Annotated in this window: 19 protein-coding genes, 1 tRNA gene and 1 pseudogene; 14 read left to right on the top strand and 7 right to left on the bottom strand. The window is 56.4% G+C overall.

The annotated features are described in order from the left end of the window. Window positions 1-543 precede the first annotated feature (543 nt). Together GSQ81_RS08380 and GSQ81_RS20010 are read left to right on the top strand one after the other, a co-directional pair. On the top strand, window positions 544-1629 hold the full coding sequence (locus GSQ81_RS08380) for a YeiH family protein (protein WP_158910327.1): 1086 nt from the start codon (window positions 544-546) through the stop codon (window positions 1627-1629). Between the two features lie 144 nt (window positions 1630-1773). After that, window positions 1774-2453: pseudogene (locus GSQ81_RS20010) on the top strand (RimK family alpha-L-glutamate ligase). 261 nt (window positions 2454-2714) lie between these two features. On the opposite strand, the gene GSQ81_RS08370 reads toward GSQ81_RS20010, so the two are convergent. Then, window positions 2715-3911: an ATP-binding protein gene (locus tag GSQ81_RS08370; RefSeq protein ID WP_216846402.1), complete on the bottom strand. Its 1197-nt coding sequence runs from the start codon at window positions 3909-3911 to the stop codon at window positions 2715-2717. A gap of 323 nt (window positions 3912-4234) precedes the next feature. On the opposite strand from GSQ81_RS08370, the gene GSQ81_RS08365 reads away from it, so the two are divergent. The 6 genes from GSQ81_RS08365 to GSQ81_RS08340 all read left to right on the top strand — a co-directional run bounded on the left by GSQ81_RS08365 (window position 4235) and on the right by GSQ81_RS08340 (window position 12307). Then, window positions 4235-4660 carry a hypothetical protein gene (locus GSQ81_RS08365; RefSeq protein WP_158910326.1) on the top strand — a complete coding sequence of 142 codons (426 nt, stop codon included), beginning with the start codon at window positions 4235-4237 and terminating at the stop codon, window positions 4658-4660. Continuing rightward, a complete protein-coding gene (locus GSQ81_RS08360) occupies window positions 4660-5565 on the top strand; it encodes a hypothetical protein (RefSeq protein WP_158910324.1) in 906 nt (301 codons plus the stop codon). Before GSQ81_RS08365 ends, GSQ81_RS08360 begins: the two co-directional genes overlap by 1 nt. A 448-nt stretch (window positions 5566-6013) precedes the next feature. Next, complete coding sequence (gene mobF, locus GSQ81_RS08355) at window positions 6014-8770, top strand: MobF family relaxase (protein ID WP_158910323.1); 2757 nt, start codon at window positions 6014-6016, stop codon at window positions 8768-8770. 96 nt (window positions 8771-8866) lie between these two features. Then, complete coding sequence (locus tag GSQ81_RS08350) at window positions 8867-9175, top strand: helix-turn-helix domain-containing protein (RefSeq protein WP_158910321.1); 309 nt, start codon at window positions 8867-8869, stop codon at window positions 9173-9175. A 183-nt stretch (window positions 9176-9358) separates the two neighbouring features. Then, the gene (locus GSQ81_RS08345) at window positions 9359-9904 is read left to right on the top strand and encodes a hypothetical protein (RefSeq protein WP_158910320.1); all 546 of its coding nucleotides are present in this window, start codon (window positions 9359-9361) and stop codon (window positions 9902-9904) included. 1299 nt (window positions 9905-11203) lie between these two features. After that, window positions 11204-12307 (top strand): TIR domain-containing protein, encoded by a 1104-nt coding sequence (locus tag GSQ81_RS08340; RefSeq protein WP_158910318.1) that lies wholly within the window; start codon window positions 11204-11206, stop codon window positions 12305-12307. A 358-nt stretch (window positions 12308-12665) separates the two neighbouring features. Here GSQ81_RS08340 and GSQ81_RS08335 read toward each other — a convergent pair. The 4 genes from GSQ81_RS08335 to GSQ81_RS08320 all read right to left on the bottom strand — a co-directional run bounded on the left by GSQ81_RS08335 (window position 12666) and on the right by GSQ81_RS08320 (window position 14709). Further along, window positions 12666-12741: transfer RNA gene (locus GSQ81_RS08335), tRNA-Lys, on the bottom strand. A gap of 126 nt (window positions 12742-12867) precedes the next feature. Next, entirely contained in the window at window positions 12868-13722 is an 855-nt protein-coding gene (locus GSQ81_RS08330; RefSeq protein WP_158910317.1) for an MqnA/MqnD/SBP family protein, read from the bottom strand. A 90-nt stretch (window positions 13723-13812) separates the two neighbouring features. Further along, the gene (locus GSQ81_RS08325; RefSeq protein ID WP_254060085.1) at window positions 13813-14415 is read right to left on the bottom strand and encodes a biotin transporter BioY; all 603 of its coding nucleotides are present in this window, start codon (window positions 14413-14415) and stop codon (window positions 13813-13815) included. A 12-nt stretch (window positions 14416-14427) separates the two neighbouring features. Further along, entirely contained in the window at window positions 14428-14709 is a 282-nt protein-coding gene (locus GSQ81_RS08320) for a hypothetical protein (protein WP_158910316.1), read from the bottom strand. 216 nt (window positions 14710-14925) lie between these two features. Between GSQ81_RS08320 and GSQ81_RS08315 the strand changes: the two genes are divergently transcribed. Both GSQ81_RS08315 and GSQ81_RS08310 read left to right on the top strand, forming a co-directional pair. Beyond that, window positions 14926-15327 (top strand): septum formation initiator family protein, encoded by a 402-nt coding sequence (locus GSQ81_RS08315; protein WP_158910315.1) that lies wholly within the window; start codon window positions 14926-14928, stop codon window positions 15325-15327. A 123-nt stretch (window positions 15328-15450) separates the two neighbouring features. Then, window positions 15451-16077 carry a flavin reductase family protein gene (locus GSQ81_RS08310; RefSeq protein ID WP_254060084.1) on the top strand — a complete coding sequence of 209 codons (627 nt, stop codon included), beginning with the start codon at window positions 15451-15453 and terminating at the stop codon, window positions 16075-16077. Window positions 16078-16081: 4 nt separating this feature from the next. On the opposite strand, the gene GSQ81_RS08305 is transcribed toward GSQ81_RS08310, so the two are convergent. Then, window positions 16082-16927, bottom strand: coding sequence for an ABC transporter ATP-binding protein (locus GSQ81_RS08305; RefSeq protein ID WP_158910313.1), 846 nt, complete (start codon window positions 16925-16927; stop codon window positions 16082-16084). 8 nt (window positions 16928-16935) lie between these two features. Beyond that, complete coding sequence (locus GSQ81_RS08300) at window positions 16936-17715, bottom strand: ABC transporter permease (protein ID WP_158910312.1); 780 nt, start codon at window positions 17713-17715, stop codon at window positions 16936-16938. 135 nt (window positions 17716-17850) lie between these two features. Between GSQ81_RS08300 and GSQ81_RS08295 the strand changes: the two genes are divergently transcribed. Genes GSQ81_RS08295 through hpnE form a run of 4 tightly spaced genes read left to right on the top strand, consistent with a single transcriptional unit; the run spans window position 17851 to window position 22134 of the window. Then, the gene (locus tag GSQ81_RS08295; RefSeq protein WP_158912125.1) at window positions 17851-18906 is read left to right on the top strand and encodes a zinc-binding dehydrogenase; all 1056 of its coding nucleotides are present in this window, start codon (window positions 17851-17853) and stop codon (window positions 18904-18906) included. A gap of 5 nt (window positions 18907-18911) precedes the next feature. Then, on the top strand, window positions 18912-19844 hold the full coding sequence (gene hpnC / locus GSQ81_RS08290) for a squalene synthase HpnC (RefSeq protein WP_371715229.1): 933 nt from the start codon (window positions 18912-18914) through the stop codon (window positions 19842-19844). Further along, window positions 19841-20746 (top strand): phytoene/squalene synthase family protein, encoded by a 906-nt coding sequence (locus GSQ81_RS08285; RefSeq protein ID WP_158910310.1) that lies wholly within the window; start codon window positions 19841-19843, stop codon window positions 20744-20746. The genes hpnC and GSQ81_RS08285 overlap by 4 nt, the downstream gene beginning before the upstream one ends. Then, complete coding sequence (gene hpnE / locus GSQ81_RS08280; protein ID WP_158910309.1) at window positions 20743-22134, top strand: hydroxysqualene dehydroxylase HpnE; 1392 nt, start codon at window positions 20743-20745, stop codon at window positions 22132-22134. The genes GSQ81_RS08285 and hpnE overlap by 4 nt, the downstream gene beginning before the upstream one ends. The last annotated feature ends 11 nt before the right edge of the window (window positions 22135-22145 follow it).

Below are 22145 nucleotides of genomic sequence, written 5' to 3'. Positions count from 1 at the left end.
TAGCGACAACAACGTGAATCCAAGGCGAGGCGAAAGATGCAGAGCCTTTGGGGGCTTATGCTCTTGTCGGGATTCACTCGGCTTGGAATGTTGTTCTTCATGGCAGCAGTCTTCAAAAGACTATTCCTCGGAAGTTACGGAAAAAACGCTGGGTCGTCAAGTCAGCGCGTTAATTTATAGTCCGTTAACGTTTCGGAGCTTGGATTGTCTTGTGAAGCTACCAAGCTTCGTGATAAACACAGATATACCAATGCGCGACAACTCACAATTCGTGTTTGCTTGTCCTATGCCCGGGCGCTGTTGTAGCTAGCGCCGGCACCGGTAATACCCCACCCTTACCTTCATCCTACATTTCATGGCCACCCACGGTGGTTGTGTCTCTCTCACCTTGGCCTTCGCCTGGTGTTAAAGGAGTTCTTTATGCCGGCTACTTCTCGCCGTTTCTCACTCGATACCTGGGCTGTTGTGCTGTCCCTCGCGCTGGTCCTTCTTGTCCGTTTCGGAATTCTAAAAGTGGTGCCCTGGTAGTCCTTGGAGAACGTTATGTCCGCCTCAAACAACATCTCACTTCCGCAAACATCTTCTGTCCGCTCGGGTTGGCTCGGCCTGATTCCCGGCATTCTGCTCCTGGCTGTCGTCGGCTATGCCGGCAAGTTCATTGAGCAGTTCATCTCACGCTATGGCAAGGCGCACCATCTCATTTTGCCCAACATCGAATATGTCTTGTGGGCCATTCTGATCGGGCTGATCATTGCCAACACTATCGGCGTGCCGGAAGGCTTCCGTCGCGGTGTAGCTACCTATGAGTTCTGGCTCAAAACGGGCATTGTCCTGTTGGGTTCGCGCTTCATTCTTGGTGATATCGCCAAGTTGGGCGGAATATCGTTGGCACTAGTTTTTCTGGAGATCATCCTGGCGCTCACGTTCATGACCTATCTCGGGCGGGCGTTCAAACTCGGGCCCAAACTGGTAACACTTCTTGCGGTGGGATCTTCGGTTTGCGGCGTCTCGGCAATCATTGCGACGCAGGGTGCTATCGAGGCGGATGAAGAAGACTCTTCCTACGCCATCGCCGCAATTCTGGCGCTCGGCGCGATCTCGCTCTTTCTCTTTCCGATTGTCGGTCATGCGTTACACATGTCGGACCGAGCCTACGGTGTTTGGACCGGGCTTGCCGTGGACAACACTGCAGAGACCGCGGCAGCGGGTGCACTTTACTCTGACGCCGCGGGCAAAATTGCGGTGCTCACGAAGACTTGCCGAAATGCGCTTATCGGCTTCGTCGTTCTTGGTTATGCCATTTATTGGGCATCGAAGGGGCAGGCTACTGGCATTCAGAACAAGGGAGCATTCCTTTGGCAGAAGTTTCCTAAGTTTGTGCTTGGTTTCTTGATCGTTTCCGGGTTGGCAACTGTTGGCTTCTTTAGCAAGCCGCAACTCCTGGCTGTAGGAAACCTCTCACGTTGGGCATTCCTGCTTACCTTTGCGGGAGTTGGTCTAAGGACCAGCTTTCGTGATCTGAGCAAGCAGGGAATCCGTCCATTCCTCGTGGGCGCCATCGGGGAAGTGGTGATCGCTGTCATCACGCTCGGACTCGTATACGGGGCGGATAAGACGTTTCAACTTTGAGGTCGCTCCAAAGCCCTCGTGAATCTAGCCCACGAGGGCTTTCATGGTTCAGGCCTTGGCGTGACAATAAACAGAAGTGAGTTTTCTGTGCCGACCGTTATCCTTTAAAAGGCTGAGTACAGCCTGTCCACAGGAATTGATGAGATGCCAGAACAAGCCCTTCCGATCGCGATCTATTATGAACAGCCGAATTGGTTCAAGCCGCTCTTTGCCGAACTCAACCGGCGCGGCACGCCATATGTAAAGCTCTTTGCTCCCGAGCACGCATACTCGCCCGCCGAGCATCCGGAGAAGCTGTATTCGCTGGTCTTCAACCGCATGAGCCCGTCGGCCTGGAACCGTGGTCATGGAGATCAGATTTCTGCACCGGCGGCTTTCTAGAGCATTTGGAAAGTCGGGGTGTCCGAGTCATCAACGGCGTGCGTGCGTTCCGGTCTGAGCTTTCCAAGGCGGGTCAGCTCAGCCTGATGGAGGAGCTTGAGCTGCCGTATCCGAAGGCACGTGTCATCCACCGCGCAGAGCAAGCTCCGGCGGCCAGCGAAGCCCAAACGGAGGTCGCTCGCATCACCGACGTAAAGCAAAGTGCCCGCGGATATAGCAATTACCGACAGTGGATTGCCGGTTCTCAACTTGAGCAGAAGGTGTCACTGGAGGATTACTCCGTTTCGAGCCGAGGCTTGCGCTCTGGCTTTGTTGGCACGGCATCTAGGGTACGAGAACGTCTCCAAGAATTCGCCGCTGTAGGGGTCGATCTCGTGTTGTCGTCCAGTCCTCAGGCGGAAGAAATGGAACGTTTTGCCGCCGAGATCATTCAGCCTTCTTAGGCGATCGAGATACACCGGAATGCGGATGTCTGTGTAGCCTAAGGCAGGCCGATCGCGGTCTTGAGCAGCTGTGGAGGTACCCTCCTCTCAAGCGTCCGTCAAGGCGCTTTGCCCGCTGCGCGGCGCACAACAACGCGCGGCCCTGACGGACGCCTCCGCTCCGGGTAGTGCGCTGCTATGAGAAGAATGTCTTCTTCTCATGTGCACAAACACATGAAAGAGCAACCGCGGTGGAGAGTAGCGGAGCGGCGAAGACGAGAATCAAATCGCTAGGTTCGAAAGCATTCGAGCAAGGGCCGGAACGCCTATCGCTACGGTGTTTGAATCGATGGGATATGGTTCAAGTCCCGAGTTCACGACGAACTGTTTGGCGGGTTTCAGGTCTTGACAAGCGATATAGAAGCCCTTCTCAGGGCGACCCGATAGGCTCCGTTTCACCTCGATTGCCCACAGTCCGTGTCCGGGAATTTCCAGCAAGAGATCGATCTCGGCTCCGGCTGCTGTCCGGTAAAAACTGGCGACGGTGCGCTCAGGCGCGGCGGCCAACAGATTGTCGATAACGAAGCCTTCCCAAGAGGAACCCGACACTGGATGTCCGGCGAGATCGTTGAAAGTTTTCAGACCCAACAGTGCGTGTACCAGACCACTATCCCTGATATAGACCTTGGGTGATTTCACCAAACGTTTTCCTGCATTGTTATGGAATGGTTGGAGTCGTCTGACGAGCAGCAGATCGGAAAGCAAGTCGATATAGCGTTGTACGGTGGGAGCGGTGATTTGAAGCGCAGATGCCAGACGAGATGCGTTCAGCAGAGTCCCTTGCCCATGCGCGAGCATGGTCCAGAGGCGTTCAAGTACACCCGTCGGCACACGTGGCCCGAATAGGGGAACGTCCCGCTCCAGATATGTCCGGATAAAGTCGTCGCGCCATCGCAGGCTCACCGTGTCGTTTGGAGCGAGATAGCTGCCGGGGAGGCCGCCTCGTGTCCAAAGTTGGAGGAGCGTTGATTCATCGGCAGGCAGCTCTAATACGTTGAACGGACCCATATTGATGTAGGAAATTCGTCCAGCAAGGCTCTCGCTCGACTGCCGCAGCAAATCAATCGAGGCCGACCCCAGAATCAGAAATCGACCTTTACCGTGACCCGTTCTGCGTCCCTGATCAATGATGCCCCGGAGGGAGCTGAAAAGTTCCGGGACGCGATGGATTTCATCGAGGACGACTAGGCTATTCTCGTACTGCCGAAGGAAGAGAGCTGGCTCTGCGAGTTTGTCTCGATCCTCCCGAGTTTCAAGGTCGAGGTAGAGTGACCCTGGACGCTTGTCTGCGATCTCTCTGGCCAGAGTTGTTTTACCGACCTGACGCGGCCCGATGATAGCGACAGCGGCTTGCTCAGCGAGAGAGTGTTCAATGGATGAAGAAACTGACCGATCAATCATCCTTGCATAATAAAACATCCTCTTTCAATTTGCATGGTTCCGTGGAAACCTAAATCTTCCCTAATCTGCGTTTTTGGGGCTGCGCGCAGAGATGTAGAAGAGCTACGCTGCTTCGCAGCGGGTATAAGCTGACACGTCATCCCCAATGGGGAACTGCAAAGTAACCCTCAGTTCACGATTGCTAACGTCTGTCTTTTCAGTTATTTGAGTTTTAGCGTTTCCAACTGTAAACGGCGATATTTGGACGAGGTTCTGAGCAACGGTGGCATTCGCAGAAACCGGTGGTGCGATGGAAGCATCCAAGCGCTTCAAGAGACTATCTGTTCCAGGTGGCAAATCGAATGACCTCCGCTAACGACAAGCCGCAAGAAACTGCTATGCCGTCGCCATCTACCGTCTCGGTAAATGAGACCTCCCGTGCAAAATCCATTGCCACGCGCCTTACCGACGCGGAGTTCGGTGAGGTTGAGGCAGCAGCCGCTTACGCCGGTAAGAAGGTGGCGGAATGGCTACGCGAGGCGGCACTCGCGCACGCACGCGCCGATGCTGGCGCAGAAGAGCAAACCGATCCTATCTTGCTGGCGGAGATCATGGGGATGCGCTCGCTGATGCTGAATCTGTTTGCCAGGGCGTCGGAAGGCCCATTGAGCACCGAAGATTTACGCAAGATTTCCGCCTATTCGGACTCTGTCAAGGAGCAGAAGGCGCAAGATTACATGGCACAGAGGCGTCGCCGGAACAGTCTCAGAAACACGAATGAGCCGTGATGAAACTCTCGCGCATTCGCTTTGCCTTTCCCTGGCGGACCGCATTGATCCTGGCTCTCGTTCCATGCCTTCCATTGCTCGGCTTCTGGGCATGGTTGCGGTGGGAGGTCCCGCCGCTCCAGCGTTATTATCTGGCGGCATATTGGCACAGTTCCGAAGATGCAAATCAGCCCGATGCCAGGACTCAAGTCCAATGGCTCATGAAGACCGGTCTCGGACGAAAGAGACAGTGGCTACTTGCCTCCGATGTTGCCGAGGGAAGCCAGAGTGGTCTCCCTTTGGAACTCTCGTCTTTTGCTGTGCAACAAGGATGGACGGGGATAGAGCGGACTTCCATAGAGAGCATGGGCTCCTCCGAGTTGGAGGACACTCTACAAAAGTATTTCTATGACGGCGAAAGTTTCCGCCGACTCGCAAATGAACCGTTGCTCTATGGTGTTGCAGCTTGGTTGATCGTCGCCTATTTGGCAATCGTGATGAGAGGGGACATCGGGTACGAATGGAGACAGTTTCGACGCGCGGTTACGGAGCCCCAATGGTCATCCAATTACGAAAGGGATTGGCCCGAGAATCGTGACGGAATTGTTGCTCGAATTCAGTCGCGCATTGCCCACTGGATTAGTGAGCAAAAGACAGAGTTTGAGTGGCCAAGTTTTGGGCCTGCAATCAGTCGCAGATTCGGTCTTAAGAAGTTGCCAAATCCAGAAACGCTTTGTGAGAGTGACCGACCGACATCGACTCAAGTTCGCGGCGAGGTTTCTACTGCACCGCAACTCGCTACTCCACCCCCTTCTCACTCCCCAAAACCGCCGTCTCAGCGACGTACTATCTTCCCCGGATCGTCTTCATCGGATGCCGCCCACTTGCAATCCAAACCGTGGGACGAGTCGGAATGGATTGATTAACGAAGTGACTTCCGATGTCTCAGTGTCTTCAAGAGCAAATCGCGCATCAACTTGGCATCTCTTCGCTCAACGGCAAGGAGTGGGTGACGCCTCCGAGTTAACTCATCTATAGCGGCTACCTGAGGAGAGCGAGGGGCAGCCTCGTTTTAGCGTCGAATTACATTCGTTAGAACTCAAGATAAGGTGTGCTCTCGGACTGCTCTCAAGCAACGTTTCGAGTTATCCATTGAGTCAACTTTAGCTCTTGCGATGGTCTAGTAATTGTCACTGCAATCTGTGCGCTTTCACTCTAGTTATCGCTGCGCTAAAGGCAGAATAACCAATAACCATAAGGGTTTTCGCGATCATGCGTCGAAAAAATACTTGGCAATAAAGACCCATTTATCAACAAATCTCGGCTACGATGTGAATCAAGACAGTAACTAGCTGCTGTCTCAAGGGCCGAGGTATGTTGACGATCTCTAAATCGCTATCTGCTGGACAAGCACGGACGTATCACGCACGCGAGTTCACGTCCGAACGACAGAGCTATTGGAGCCGCGATCAGCAAGGGCATAGCGAGTGGCAAGGAAGTCTCGCGAAGGAGTGGGGCTTACGTGGCGACGTAGGGCCTGAAGAGTTTGCTCGCTTGAGCGAAGGACGGCACCCAGCGAACGATGCGCAGCTCGTCAAGCATCAGCCAGCCAAGACCTATGACAATCGCTACGGCAAACAGATCACTAGTTCAGAGCATCGTGCAGGGTGGGATGCAACGTTCTCCGCTCCCAAGTCCGTTTCTCTTACGGCCCTTGTGGGTGGTGATAATCATGTGCGTGAAGCGCATCGCGAAAGTGTTCGCGTGGCATTGCATGAGTTGGAGCGGTATACACAGGCGCGCATTGGTAATGTCCATGCGCCGGAGACAACGGGCAAGTTCGTCGCCGCGACCTTTGAGCATGACACCGCGCGTCCTGTGGATGGCTATGCCGCGCCACAGCTCCATACTCACGCGGTCGTTTTCAATGTAACCGAGCGTGACAATGGGGAGACGCGCGCATTGCAAGAGCGCAGTCTCTTCCAGTCGCAACAGTATGCAACAACCGTGTACCGCTCCGAGCTTGCGATGAAGCTACAAGGCCTCGGATATGAGATCGAACGCGGGAAGCATGGCCAGCCCGAGATCAAGGGTTATTCGCAAGAGTATCTGGAGGCATCGAGTCCGCGTCGTGTGCAGATCAAGGAACACCTCCAAGAGATCGGTAGAGAGGGCGCAGGCGCGGCACAGGTTGCTGCGCATCGCACCCGAGACAGCAAGGAGCTTCATTCGCCCGAAGAAGTGTTGCAACAACACCGTGACCTCGCCGCGCGGTTCGGCCATCAGGCAGATCTTGTCGTCGCAAAGGCACACGCCCAGCGACATGAAGTGCAGTCGGAGAAGACGGCGCAACAGTCGGTGACGTATTCACGCAATCATGTCTTTGAACGCTCTGCTGTTCAGGACGAACGCTCGATCCTGCAAGCGGCACTAGACCGCAGCATGGGACAGGTCTCTCACAGCCAAGTGCGCCAGGAGTTTGAGCAGCGGGTGATGAGGGGCGAGTTCCGAGCTATCGCCCGGTCAGATGGGCGAGCAGCGCCACAATATACGACCGCTGAAATGATGCGGATGGAGCGGGAAATCATCAGTAACATGCAGCGCGGCAATCAGCGCGGTTATGACGATCCAATGTTGGTTTCGCCGCAGTTGCGCATATGGACAGAGGATCGCCATCCTGAGTTGAATCGCTCGCAACGCCAAGCGGTTGATGAGATATTCCTGAGTCGCGAGAAGATTACGGGCTTGGATGGTGTTGCCGGTGCAGGTAAGACAACGACGCTAGCCGTTGTCCGCGAGGGTGCCGAGGCACAGGGCTACAGGGTGGAAGGATTCGCGCCGACTTCTCGCGCGGCCAATAAGCTTGCTGAAGCCGGCATGGAGACCTCGACTCTGCAGCACCACCTTGCGAAAGGGACGCAGCCCGACATTGGAGAGAGGCGCTTATATGTACTCGATGAATCCTCGCTTGCGTCCACGCGTCAGATGCACGACTTCATCGAGCGTCTTCATCGGAATGATCGGGTGCTGTTGGTAGGAGACAGTCGCCAACATGAGGCCGTGGAGGCGGGCCGTCCGTTCGCACAGCTCCAGGAAGCAGGGATGCGAACGGCCACGTTGAATGACATCGTTCGGCAGCGCGATCCGGAATTGAAGCAGGTAGTCGAACAGTTGGCACGCGGGCAAGTAGGTGCAGCCGTCGAGAGTCTTGACCAGCAGGGCCGAGTGCACCAAGTGAAAGGACACGATGAACGTATTGCTGCAATTGCGACGGAGTACGCCAAGTCTCCCAGCGGCACACTCGTCGTTTCGCCCGACAATCATTCCCGTAGCGAGATCAATCAGCGGATACATGACGAGCTGCAATCGCGTGGACTTGTGAAGAGGCAAGAGCATTCCGTGCGGACGCTCGTGCAGCGTCAGGAGATGACAGGTGCGGACCGCAGTTGGGCACAGCAGTACAAGGTTGATGACATCTTGCGGTACTCGCGCACATCGAAGGAGACCGGCATCGAGAAGGGCGAATACACTCGCGTCCTTGCTGTGAATCCGCAGGAGAACAAACTTACCGTCGTGCGCGCAAACGCGGAACAGGTTTCCTACGACCCTCGGCGTCAGAGCGGCGTCTCGGTCTATCGAGAACAAGAAAAGAAATTCTCGGTTGGTGATCGCATTCAGTTCACAGCGCCTAGTCAAGAACTGAAGATTGCCAATCGTGACTTGGGGACTGTAGAGAGCATCGGGCGGGATGGAGCGATGCGGTTGCGGTTGGATGATGAGCGCGGAGTCGATTTGAATCCGCAACGCCACCCTCATCTTGACCACGGATACGCCGTAACGAGTTACTCAAGCCAAGGCCAGACTGCGGAGCGTGTGTTGGTGAACGTAGACACGGAGCTTGCTGCGAAAGACCTGCTCAACAGCCGCATGGCCTATGTGTCGATTTCGCGGGGCCAATTTGACGCGCAGATATTTACGGACAGTCTAGAAAAGTTGCCAAAGGCGTTAGGACAGGATGTTTCGCACCACAGTGCCTACAAGCCGGAACAAGCTGTTGGCTTAGCTGAGCCGAAGGTTGTGACGCCGAAGCATGAAGTCGAGGTGAGTATAGGGTACGGATTGAGCCTTTAAAGAATGGATACGCTGTGAGGTCTCGAAATAGAGCACTCAGGCTTGTGGGATGAGTTCGAGAACGGCTATGAAAGCTTTGGAATGGGAGGTTGAGCTATGGCGGCAGAGCATGTCATTGACTTCGACAGAGGGACAGGCAAGTCATTAATACGGGAAGACGCTGGTTCGCAATTTGAAGTTCATCGCCGGAAACCTCCGCAACGCGCTACTGTGGCGACTGAAGACAAGCTGCTGGTGAGCCGCGAAGAGGCCGCGCAGCTTCTTTCCATCAGCCAACGTGCGCTGGACTATCTCGTGGCGTCGAAGCGACTGCCTACGCGGAGGATCGGGGGCCGCGTCCTAATTCCGATGGCGGACCTACGGAAGTATGCTCGCTGCGACCATCCCGAGCGAATCGTGAGTTGAAATGCAGTAAGCAAAATTGGCGCGCGCGATAGTCCCAGCTTCCACGGCTTATACTGTTGACTTCGGCTGACTCACGACCCCAATATGCCACCTTCCGCTTTTACGACGATCATCGCTATAGTGTCACTCGTACTGTCTGTGACCACAGCCTGGCTTACGCTTTTCCGACGTGGCACGGTAAAGATGACTCAGCCGACAGTAATCTTCTTTGGCCCAGACACTCCAAAGTCGGAATTCAAACGTGCGTTGCCCAAAGTCTTCTTGCGTACTCTTCTGTTTGCAACCTCTAAGCGTGGCCGCATCATTGAAAGTCTTCATGTCGCTCTCTCACGGAGCGAGACACGGCAAAATTTCAACATCTGGGTCTACGGGAACGACCATCTGGTACGTGGAAGCGGTCTTTTCGTCGGCGAAGCAGGAGTTGAGGCTAACCATCATTTCTTGACGCCGCACGATGCCCATTCGTTTGAATTCACTGCTGGGCAATATCAACTTGAGGTATTTGCTCGATTGCTCGGTGATGCAAACCAAATCCGGCTTTTTTCGCAGACATTGACCATCACGAATGAGTTGGCCGCTGCACTCACAGAACCCAAAGCGGGCATCTATTTCGACTGGGGCCCAGATTCCGCATCTTATGTGCCTTATGTAGAGAAGCGTCCATCCCGCCCCGATCCAGAAGATTTCTTGAAAGTCCTGCATGGTCTTGTTGGAGAAGTACAGCGATGAAACACATTTGATAGACGTGATCGGCTGGCGAGCCGCCCTGATCGAATCCTCATAAACCCGCCTACCGTTAGCAATGGATCATTGGCTATAAACAACTCATGAGGAACTAACCTCTACTGCGTCTGATGCTCTTTTCAAGAACGCACAGCCTGCTATCCTTCGCTGTGAAAGGAGGGTAGGTATGCTCACCGCAATAATTTTCTGCACTGGCTGCGATCATTGCATCTGCAGGCGCCATATTTCTCACCAAGCAAAAGGAACGCGAAGCGCTCTGGCGAGCAAAGAAGTTAGCCTACTATGAAGAATTCATTGGGGCATGTAGCGGAATAGTAGGGGAAACTCCATCGTCCGAGGCACAAATCCGTTTTGCTAGCGCGATTAACAATCTCCACTTAATTGGCTCAAGAGGTGTCATTAAGGCGCTACACGACTTCTGCGATGAGATCGCCGCCTCGAATCCACACAAGACGAAAGAGCGCCACGATGTGCTCTGGTCTCTTTTAGTGTGGGAGATAAGAGCCGATTTAGGTGAACCGCCCACAAGTTCCCCCACTGCTTTCCGCGCTGTTCTGTGGGCTTCCGGGACTCGTCCTGAACAGACTAGTCATAACCCAGACATTTCGCCCAGTTCTGATGGTTCATCGTGCAAAACGCGTCAAAGTTCATGAAGGATGCGCGGCCTTATACTTCAAGACGATATTCTGCTAGCGGCTCACGTCATGCTAAACGCGGAAGTGCTGTCGCCGAGATCACTTCCCCCAAGCCGAATTGTCACCAATCTGACCTGGTGAGAACACTGGCATACCTAGTCCGATCTAAGTTCATTCAACCGCCGAATGCTCCTTGATTGCACCCCTGCGGCCCTCTTGCTCTGGTCACCAGTTCGCTTCGCGACACTTGATGTCCTGACGCCTCGACGCTTTCAAATATCTCAAGAATTCAGCAGTGATGTGAACCGACTGCCCGTAAACGTCGTGGCCATTCGGTTTTATAACATGGGAGTGACCTAGACGGTTGCCGCTGAAATCCGCTCTGTGTTCCTCCCAGACGGGGACTCAAATCATCGAATCATTACTGACGACGACTGACGTTCAGGACAAAACTGCCTATTGAAGGCTTTATCGCAGGTTTATTTGCCCCGGGTATGCGGACGCCTTCACTAAGCGACTGAGCGTCGAGAGGGGAACGATAGACAAAGCAAGCCCTAGACTTCACGAGTCATTCAGGTATATGATATTTGCATAGACAGTTTTCATTCAAAAATGTCTTGTTTTAATGACATTAATGGAAGGAAGACAAATGAATAACAAGTCTCTGAACAAAAACGATACCGTGGTCGCGAGCGGCGGTGCTGAATTTCCTAAGCATTCTCTGAAAGCCGCTATTCGCGTCGCGCAAGCGCTTGAAAACAAGAACAGCGGCAATCCGATGCCCCCCACTGACGTCGCAATAGCCATTGAGAAGAGCCCTGGGAGCTCGGATTTTAGAATGCTTCTCTCGTCATCGATCAAGTACGGACTTACGACCGGAAGCTTCAACCAATCCAAGATCACGCTAACCGAACTATCGAGAGACATAGTCGCGCCGACTTCAGACGGGAGCAAGAACAAGGCTCTCCTGAGGTCAGCGTTCATGCCGTCACTCTTTCAAAGCATTTTCGCTTCTTACAAAGGGAAGAAAGTTCCCGACATGCAGTTTTTTCAAAATGCGCTGGTGCGGGACTTCGGCGTCTCGAAGGATCAGGCAGCTCGATGCGCTGCTATTTTTTATGAAAACGCGGAATACCTCGGGCTAATCCGCCAAGCCACGACCGGTAAGTGGTTGGCTTCCGAGCCATCTGTGACCGAACAGGACGAGCAGAGCGAAGCAGACGGGGCGGCCATAGGCGAAAGGGGCAACGCCAGCCAAACGGGAGAGGACTCTCAGCAGCAATCGCAGGTAGAACAGAGAACACCGCCAGCTGCCAAGAATGCAATATTCATCGGGCACGGAAAGAACCGCACACCACTTGAGCAACTTGAAAAATTCCTGATTGAGTACAAGATTCCGAACAAGGTGGTCGTCGATGAGCCGAATAAGGGACGCCCAATATCGCAAAAGGTGGCGGATTCTATGAATGAATGCGGAGCGGCGATCATCATATTCACGGCTGATGAGGAGTTCAAGGACCTGAATGGCCAAACCATCTTCCGGCCTAGCGAGAACGCCATCTTCGAACTAGGGGCGGCCAGCGCCCTATACGGCTCCCGCGTCATCATCTTCAAGGAAGCCGGCGTAACTTTCCCCACAAATTTCCGAGACATTGGTTACATCGAATTTGAAAAGAACCGGCTGGATGCGAAGGTCAGCGAACTGTTCCGCGAGTTAATCGCGTTCAAACTGATCACGGTGACGGTCGCGTAAGGTCGAAGGCAAGGCGAACGAAGAGAACAGGCCATTGGCTGCAAAAAGCAAATTCGCGCAACTTGAGAAACGGATCGACGACCTGTGCTCCTTTTGCGAAAGGGTGGCCCTTCGCGCGCTCCTGTTCACGTGCTTCATCTATGAGGCCGGCAAATTTGTTGTCTGGGTGTTTCGATGAGAGGCTGGCGGTCTGGCTTCGATCTGTAGGCCTCAGCATGTCAATATTGCACTCTGCGATCTAGGCGTAACACCGCCAGATTCACAGATCTCGCAACAGCCACCAAAACAGCCACTGGATGATGTAGGCAAGAAGCGGATTTCGCTTTGTGGCTATAAACCATTGAATATAAAGAAGAAATGGTGGACGCGGTAGGGATCGAACCTACGACCAGTCGATTAAGAGTCGAATGCTCTACCAGCTGAGCTACGCGTCCAATTTGGCCTCAATTGCATGAGGGGGAAGCGATTGAAGGGCACATCCTGGAATCAGTCTGCCGCAATCAATCGACTTAGTTAAGATAACACAGCTTGCAGAGTGATTTCACTCTGCAAGCTGTCAGTTAGCCAACAAAATCTACATTCGCGCGAATTGGAATGATGCCGCGGTCGAAGCCCATATCCAGCAGCTTGCGGATCGCCACTTTGCCATCCTCGCCATAGTTCAGCGTGCGCTCGTTGACGTACATGCCGACAAAGCGATTGGCCAGCGCGGGGTCTAGATCGCGTGCGAACTGCATCGCGTATTCCAACGCCTCTTCGCGATGGTCGAGAGCATGTTGGATGCTGTCGCGCAGGGCGTTCGTTGTGGTCAACAGCGTCTCCTGGCTGAACGAGCGGCGAATGGCATTGCCTCCAAGCGGCAAGGGAAGCCCGGTCTCGTCGCGCCACCACTGGCCAAGATCGAGCAGCTTGACCAGGCCATCGTTGGCATAGGTCAACTGTCCCTCGTGGATGATGAGGCCCGCGTCGAACTCGCCTGAGACCACGGCGGGAATAATCTTGTCGAATGGCACGACCGCAGTCTCGATCTCGGGCGCGAAGAGTTTCAGCGCGAGGTACGCCGTGGTGAGCGTTCCGGGAACGGCGATGCGCGTCTTCTTCACCTCGTCGAGCGTCAGCTTGCGCGGAGAGACGATCATCGGTCCATAGCCTTCGCCGACACTGCCGCCACACGCCATCAGGGTGTACTTCTCCTGCAGGTAGGGATAGGCGTGGAACGAGATGGCGGTGACATCATAGAAGGCCTCGTTGATGGCGCGGTGGTTCAGGGTCTCAATATCGGTGAGCGTGTGGTTGAACTTGTAGCCGGGTACGCGGATCTTGTTGGTGGCCAGGCCATAGAACATGAAGGCGTCGTCGGAGTCAGGGCTGTGGGCGATATTGATCTCTTGAATTGCAGTGTTCGTGGTAGTCATAATTCGGTAATCCTTGGGAGAGTGAGAGGGATAAGAGACGCGGCCCGGCATTGCCGGTTCAGGACGTCGAGAAAATTCACAATTACTGGGCTAAGAGCGTCGCCACCTCTGCATCGAGCTGAAGATTCCAGCGGCAGCAGTGATCTTAATGGCCTCGCCCGCGAGGAACGGGGCGACGGCAAGGCTCCATGTAGCCGTGCTGCCGAGGTGCAGAAGATGTGCCAGCCAGCCTGCGCCAAGGGCGAAGGTGATGATGCTGGAGCCGATCCCGGCGATGACCGCGTTGCTGAAGCGCGATACGGCGCGTGGCATGGAGCGCACCAGCCATCCCGCCGCGGCTGCGGCTAGCGGGTAGGCAAACAGGAAGCCAGCGTTGGGGCCAAGCAGATGGGCGATGCCGCCAGGGCCGGCTGAGCTGAACACAGGAAGTCCCGCAGCGCCTTCGGCGAGATAGAGGACCATCGTCGAGAAGCCTGCGACCGGCCCAAGGACCATACCAATAAGGATGACGGCGAACGTCTGCAGCGTCATCGGGACTGGCGTGAAGAAGAGTGGGATCGACACATGCGCGCAGGCAGCCACAAACAGGGTGGCGGCAACAGCCAGAACCGCCCGGCCCGGCAGTGTCTCATGCAGCGGCTTGGCGCCTTCGATCAGGCCAAAGTGAGAAGAGGTGATGGGTTGCATGGGCATGGTCCTTTCGCGTTAGCCGCGTTCGGTTGAAGTGATCTTGTCATAGGAGTTGGGATAGCTCTGGTTGGCAGGCTTGCTGGCCGAGAGGTTCTGCGATGGCGAATGTACAGGAGCATGGGGTAGGGGATTGTTCGCGTCTTCTGCTGCGGCGAAAAGATATTGGCTGAACTCTGGCTGCGCTGGTTTCGGCGCGCTGTGGAGCTTGTGACTGGCGCGAATGCGCCGGGTAATTGCCACCGCTGCCCAGATGAGAGCGAGAAACGAAAGAATCGAGATGGCAAAGAGAATTCGCATCAACGGAAGAAGAGCTAGTAGAAGGATACCAAGATTGCACCGGGTTCGTGCAGCCAGTTCTGCCCTTCCGGCGATTTGCCGTGGAAATTCGTGAATGCCGCTGCTGTGATCCGCCGCAAGGCTGGTTGTCAGTACAAACTTGGTACATCCGCACGGGAAGAAGGTTTTCCACTTGACGGAGTTCTCTATCAAATTTGTACTGAGATGTAGGAGAATATGGCTCGTTCCAGCACAACAGGCGTAGAGGCAAAACGGTCGAGCACCGTCGTGCGCCTTTACCAGCGAATTCACGGCGGATGGCGGAAGATTGCTACCGGCGCCGCTGCGGTGCTTGCGCTTGCAATGGCCTACCATGTGATCTTTGGCCAGAACGGCCTGACCGTCTATCAGCAGAAGCGTCAGGAGACGCAGGTGCTGGCCAAGCAATTGCAGACTCTACAGCAGGAAAACGATCTAATGAAGGGGCACGTCGACCGCTTGCAGAATGACCCCAATGCGATCGAGCACCAGGCCCGCGAAGAGCTGCACTACACGCGGCCCGGCGAGGTCATCTATACGCTCCCTCCTGATACTGCATCGAAAGACGCGGCCAATCAGGGTAGCCCTGCAAAGCCTTAGCTTCAGAATATTCGATCCACTCACCTGAAAATTTGGCTTTTGAAGTTGCGGCGCAGGCGCGTGTGCCGCGCCACAGCCATTGCGGTAGCCTGAGAGCATTGGGGGCAGGCAATGAAAATCAATATGGAAGACGCTACCGCGCGACAGACCTACAATCTGCTCATCGGTCTGGTAGCGCCACGGCCAATCGCTTGGGTGACAAGCATGAACGAGGAGGGCAGACTTAACGCCGCTCCCTTCAGCGCATATAACTACCTGTGCATCGATCCGCCGATTATAGGAATCGGTGTGACCGACCGTCCGACCGGCGGCTTCGTCCCCAAGGATACGGCGCGGAATATCCGCCGCACCGGCGAGTTTGTCGTCAATGTTGTGACCGAAGACCTCATTCACCAGATGAACATCTGCGCGACAGATTTTTCCCCCGAGTTCAACGAGTTGGAGATGGCAGGATTAACCACTGCGCCCTCCCAGGTGGTAAAAGTGCCGCGCATCGAACAGGCACACGCCGCTCTTGAGTGTAGGGAGTACACCACCATGGAGATCGGCAGGTCGCGCATTATCCTTGGCAGGGTCGTCGCCATGTACATCGAAGACAAATTTGTCGATCCCGCTGGCCCCTACGTCCGATCCGAAGAACTTCACGCCGTGGGGCGCATGAATGGCCTGGGATCGTATGTCAAAACGCGGGATTCCTTCTTAACCGTGCCGCGCATCTCGTACGAAGAATGGAAACAGGGAAAGCGCTGACCGGTCAGGAAATATATTCCTTGAGCCAGGGGTCTGTGCTGTGAACGAGCGCTTCGGTCGTGCCGTCAAAGACCACTTTTCCCTCATTCAGAACCAGAAATTTGGTGCTGTCGTCGATCCCATTATTGGGAATCAGCTCCATTTTGCCCGTCTTCGGGTTGAAGCGATTTCTGGCCAGCACGAAGGCATCTTGCAGCCGATGGGTAATCAGCAGCGAGGTCGTGTGCGAGACATCGCGCTGCTTCACCACCAGCTCGATGATGGTGGTCGATGTGATCGGGTCGAGGCCGCCGGTGGGTGAGTCATAGAGAATCAGGTCCGGGCTGGAGATAATAGCGCGGGCGATGGAGACACGACGGCGCATTCCACCCGAAAGCTCCGACGGAAACTTGGCGATGGCCTGCTCCAGTTCGACAAACTGCAGCGCTTCGACCACGCGTTTATGGGCCTCTTCCTCTGGAACACCATCTTCGTGGAGCCGATAGGCGACGTTGTCCTCCACTGAGAGAGAATCGAACAGCGCCGACTCCTGAAAGACCATGCCGATGCGCGCGCGCAGCTTGAACAAGTCCTTCTCGGACATTGTCGTAATCTCCTGCCCAAACACCTCGATTGTTCCCGAGTCCGGGCGGAGCAGCCCGTTGGCAAGCTTCATCAAAACAGACTTGCCGCAGCCCGCCGGGCCTAAAATGATGCGCGTCTCCGCTCGCTGCACGGTAAAGGAGATTTTCTCGAGTACCGGCTTTCCGTCGAAGCTGATGGAAACATCGTTATAGGCGACCACAGGCCCAGCCGGATCGGCATCGCCCCGGTTCGATGACAGCTCTGCGTTGGCGAGGTCTTTGGGCATGGTCTGGGTCACCGGCCAAAGATGCCGATCATGGCTCGGCTGACGATAAAGTCGACGATGATGATGAAGACCGACGACACCACGACGGCTTGGGTGGTCGAGCGGCCAACACCCTGGGTTCCACCCTTGGTCTTCAGCCCGAAGTAGCAGCCGACCGTGGCAATGATGAACCCTGAAAAGAGCGGCTTAGTAAGCCCCTGCACCACGTCGCCGTAGGCCAGCGCGCGGTACGAGGTATGGAAGTAGCTGGACGCGTTCAATCCCAACAGCGTCACACTGACCAGTGCTCCGCCCGCGATCCCAACGGCGTCAGCCACGATCGTGAGAAAAAAGAGCATGAAGACGGTAGCGTAAAGCCGCGGCGTCACCAGTTTCCGGATCGGATCGGTTCCTAGCGCTCGCATGGCATCGATCTGCTCGGTCACCTTCATCGAGCCGAGCTCCGAGGCCATTCCAGAAGCATTCCGCCCGGAGATCATCAGTCCCGTAAGGACGGGGCCAAGCTCCTTGACCATCGAAAGCGCGACCAGATTGCCGGTCATGCTGATTGCGCCAAACGCCTGCAGCGATGTGGCCGATTGCAGTGCCAGCACGCAACCCGTAAAGAAGCCGGTGAGCACGACGATTGGCAGCGAGCCAAAGCCGATCGAGTCCATCTGTGTGAAGATGTCCGGCCAATACCGCGGACGCGAGAACATATTCGAGACCGCATGCCACGAGAGCAGCGCGTAGTCTTGAACGGCGGCAATCTTTTCTTTGGCGAAGACCTCTGGGGAGACGAAGGGCATGTGGTTATCAGGCTCAATGTATCAGATGCAGGGACGGTCTTGAAGATTGCATCTTCTTGGCACGATTGAAGAAGTTCTTTAAGCAATGTCAGGATAGGCCTCAGAAATGAGAAAATAGAATGGATCATGGCTGAAATGACAGCGGCGGTGTTGTACGGTAAGCAGGACCTGCGATTGGAGAAGGTGGCAGTCCCGCGCCCGGCAGAGGGAGAGCTGCTTGTCCGCGTCGCGGCGGCGCTGACCTGCGGTACCGATCTCAAGGTCTACCGCCGGGGCTACCACGCCCGGATGCTGAAGCCGCCGATCCGCTTCGGCCATGAGCTAGCCGGTATCGTCGAGGAAGTCGGCTCCGGCGTGACAAAATTCCGCAAGGGAGACAGGGTCGTCGCCTTGAACTCTGCGCCCTGCGATGCCTGTTTCTTCTGCACCCACGGCCAACAGAACCTCTGCGAAGACCTCCTGTTCAATAACGGCGCTTACGCCGAGTTCATCCGCGTCCCGGCTCGCATCGTCGAAAAGAATACCCTGCTCATCCCCGACGATGTTCCATTCGAGCACGCCGCGCTCACCGAGCCTCTGGCCTGTGTCATTCGCGGCCTCGAGGAGAGCGGAGCCAAATCCGGCGACACCATGATTGTCATTGGTGCAGGCCCCATTGGCCTGATGTTCATGCACGTCGCCGAGATTGCCGGTGTCAACGTCATCGCCGTCGTCAAGCGCGAAGACCAGATCGCTGCCGCAAAGTTGTTCGGGGCCTCCAGCGTCCTGCAAATCTCAGCGGTAGACGATGTAGTCGCAGCAGCGCGCGCCCTTACCCCCCAAGGCCGCGGTGCCGATATCGTCATCGAGGCCGTAGCCATCCCCACCACCTGGGAGTGGGCCGTCGACATGGTCCGCAAAGGCGGTCTCGTCAACTTCTTTGGTGGCCCGCCCAGCGGCACCAAGGTGCAACTCGATACCAACCGCCTGCACTACGGCGACATTACCCTCAAAGCCAGCTTCCACCACACCCCCGCCACTTGCCGTACCGCGTTCGAGCTGGTCACCAGCCACCGTTTCAAGTGCGCGGACTACATCACCGGCCGCGTCGGGCTTACCGATGTCCCCGCCGTCTTCGCCCGCATGATGGACCGCAGCGGAAGCACGCGTGAAATCAAGACCGCCGTCTTTCCGTCCGGGGTGCCCAAATGAGCGAGATGACCCTGTCAGAACACGCGCTGCTGGGCGCACCCCCCGAGTACCTCACTCCGATGGAGCGTCCCTCCCTGGCCGAGGCGCAAGCATGGTGCCACCACCTCGCCACGACCCACTACGAAAACTTCCACGTCGCCACCTGGTTTCTGCCGCGTAAGATCAGACCGCACTTTGAGAGTATCTATGCCTATTGTCGCGTAGCCGACGATCTTGGCGACGAGGTCGACGATCCCGAGGTCGCCATGCGCCTGCTCAACGCCTGGGGCTCCATGCTCGACGAGTGCTACGAGACGCCCGAGCGCTCCATGCATCCCGTCTTTGTCGCCTTGCATGAAACCGTGCGCGAGTGCGGCGTTCCCCGTGAGCTATTCTCCGATCTTCTCCACGCCTTCCGCATGGACCAGGTGAAGACCGAGTACGAGACCTGGCACGAGCTTCTGGAATACTCCCGCTACTCCGCCAACCCGGTCGGACGGTTGGTGCTGTGGGTCTGCGGATATCAGGAAGAGTCGCTCGCCCTCCTTTCAGACAAGGTCTGCACAGCGCTGCAACTGGCCAACTTCTGGCAGGATGTTACCGAGGACGCCGACCGCGGCAGGCGCTACATTCCTGCGCAGGCGATGGAGCAGTTTGGCGTGGAAGATGGCCAGATTGAGGGCCGCGTCTTCACCCCGGAGTTCGCCGCGATGATCGAGAGCCTTGTAGCCGGAACCCGCGCCATGCTGCATGACGGCGGCGTGATCAGCTCCCACGTCGACAAGGAGCTCGCAGTCACGCTCGACCTCTTTCGCAAGGGCGGCGACGCTATTCTTGACGGCATCACGGCAGAAAACTTCGATGTGCTGCGCGGCAGGCCCGTCGTCTCCAAGGTAAAGAAGCTGGGGCTGCTGGCCGGGGCACTGATCGCCAAGATAAGGGCGGGGCTTACGACGTGACCCTTGCCGAAGCCTATGCCGCTTGCCGCACCATAGCGCGGCGAGAGGCCAAGAACTTCTACTACGCCTTCCGTGTGCTGCCCCAGCACAAGAGCGACGCCATGTGCGCCGTCTACGCCTTCATGCGCCGCGCGGACGATATCTCCGACGACGAATCGCTCCCAATCGAGCAGCGCAGGCAGGCCATGAGCGCCTGGGTCGAGTCGTGGCGCACCGCTCGCCGTACTGGAGTCTCCGACGATCCCGTCTTCCTCGCCCTCAACGACACCCAAAAATGCTTTGCCATTCCCGACACTCTGCTCGAAGAGCTGGTGCAGGGAACCACGATGGACCTTGAGCCCCAGCCGGTCGCAGCCGAAGCAGTCCAGACCTTCGCTACCTTCGACGACCTCTACCGCTACTGCTATCTCGTCGCCTCAGTGGTCGGCCTGGTCTGCATCCGCATCTTCGGCTACACCGATCCGCGTGCGGAAAAGCTGGCCGAAGAGACTGGAATCGCATTTCAGTTGACCAACATCCTTCGCGACGTTAAAGAGGACGCAGAGCGCGGACGAGTTTATCTGCCACAGGATTGGTTGCATGAATTCGGACTCAGCACCGAGCGCATCCAGGCGCTTGCTCATGGCGCTCGCATCGAATCAGCTGATCGCGCTATGCTCTACCAGCTTGGTGCAAAGGCCGAAGTTTATTATGCCTCGGCGGATAAGCTGCTACCTCTGGTCGACAAAGACAGCCGCGCCGCGCTCTGGGTGCTCGTCACCATCTATCACGGCCTGCTCACCCGGATCGGCAAGCTCGATAGCGACGTCTTCTCTCAGCGTGCCAGCGTCCCAACTTCATCGAAGCTGTTGACTCTTACCCAGGGCATGGCGATGTCCTTGATCAACCGGGTAACGTCATGAGCGACTCCACCCGCCACGACGTGATCGTTGCAGGCGCAGGTGTGGCCGGTCTGGCCGCCGCCGTGGCGCTAGCCGACGCGGGCGCAGCGGTCACTCTGCTCGAACGCCGTCCCTACATTGGCGGCCGCGCCTACTCCTACGAGCATCTCGCTCTCGAAGAGACCATCGATTCGCAACACGTCGTCCTCGGCTGCTGCACCAACATCCTTGACCTCTGCAATCAGGCAGGTATCGCGGGCACCATCCGCTGGTACGACGAACTGACCTTCCTCGAACCCGGAGGCCGCCGCAGCCTGTTGCGACCCGGCATCCTTCCCGCGCCCGCACACCAGGCCATCAGCTTCCTGCGCGCTCCTATGCTGACGTTGCGTGATAAGACCGCAATCGCCGCTGGCCTCGCCCGCTTTTTGCGTGGCTATCCGGCTGACGATTCCGAGAGCTTTGCCTCATGGCTCAAGCGCACTGGCCAGACCGACCGTGCCATCCGCCACTTCTGGGAACCCGTCGTCGTCGGCGCGCTCAACGACACCTTTGAGCGCTGCTCAGTGAAGTACGCCGGCAAAGTCTTCCACGAGTCCTTTCTGCGCTCTGCTCCAGCCGGACGGCTCGGCATCCCAACAGCCCCTTTGAGCGAGTTCTTCAGCCCCATCGCCGAACTAGCGCAGCGCAAGGGCGTCGCCGTCAAGCTCAAGTCCGGGATCGACCGCATCCAGCAAACACCGGACAAGCGCTGGCAGGTTGAGGCTGGTAGCGAGATTTACACCGCATCTTCCGTCATCCTCGCGACAGACTTCAGACAGACAAAGAATATGCTCGCTGACCTTAGCGGCTCAAATTCCGCGCCTGGCGGTGATTTCGGCAAATTTATGGTCGCTCCCATCACGACAGTTCACCTCTGGTATGACCGTGACGTTGTTGGCATCGACCACGCCGTGCTCCTTGACACGCGTATCCAGTGGATGTTCGCCAAGTCGCGCATCCGCCGTTGGCCCGCCGAGCGCGGCAGCTATCTCGAGCTGGTCATCAGCGCCTCGTGGCCCGAACTGGAGATGGGAAGGGAAGAGATTCTCTCCTCCGCGATTAGAGAGTTCGAGCTGTTCTTTCCCGCGGCAAAGACCGCAAAACTGGTCAAGAGCGGAGTCCTCAAAGAGGCCCGAGCCACCTTCTCCGTCACACCCGGTCTCGATAGGTTCCGGCCAAAGCAAGCCACCCAATGGCCCGGCCTCTACCTCGCAGGCGACTGGACCGCAACGGAGTGGCCTGCGACCATGGAGGGAGCAGTCCGCAGCGGCAGGCTGGCCGCTGGCGCTCTCATGGGCGACAGCAGCCGCTTCATGGCTCCGGAACTTCCCGCACAGGGACTTATGCGCTGGTTGAGCCGCCAGTAACGCCGGAGGGT

The sequence above is a fragment of the Granulicella sp. L56 genome (genome assembly GCF_009765835.1).
Taxonomy (GTDB): Bacteria; Acidobacteriota; Terriglobia; order Terriglobales; family Acidobacteriaceae; genus Edaphobacter.
The sequence above is the reverse complement of the archived record's forward strand: the minus strand, read 5'-3'. Positions and strand labels throughout refer to the sequence as shown.